Annotated in this window: 1 protein-coding gene; it reads right to left on the bottom strand. The window is 58.4% G+C overall.

The features are described 5' to 3' along the window. On the bottom strand, positions 1 to 305 hold a 305-nt coding region (locus tag AC5Y6Y_RS25800), incomplete at both ends, for a hypothetical protein (protein WP_499930826.1).

Here is a 305-nt window from a genome sequence, read left to right as displayed (position 1 = left end):
TGCCGTCAGATTGACTTGACCCAGCAGCGTCATCTGGATGGGCACCTGTATGTTCACCCCGGCCACGAGGTCCTTCAGGACGATCGGGTTGATGACGATGGGGGGTAAGGGTGGGGTCATCTGAACTCCCTCGAAATTGAGGGTGATAAGAAAGCTCACCGCTACGTCAACCGGGATACCGAACTGCGGGACGTAGATGGTGATCGGGTCGAACTGACCGGTGATGGGGATGGCCACGTTGGCACCCGCCACCAGATCGATCGGAATCGCCGGCAGATTGAGGGAAATGGTGATGCCGTCGAGCA

The sequence above is a fragment of the Mycobacterium sp. NGS24 genome, assembly GCF_059813065.1.
This window is presented reverse-complemented; position numbering and strand designations above follow the sequence as displayed.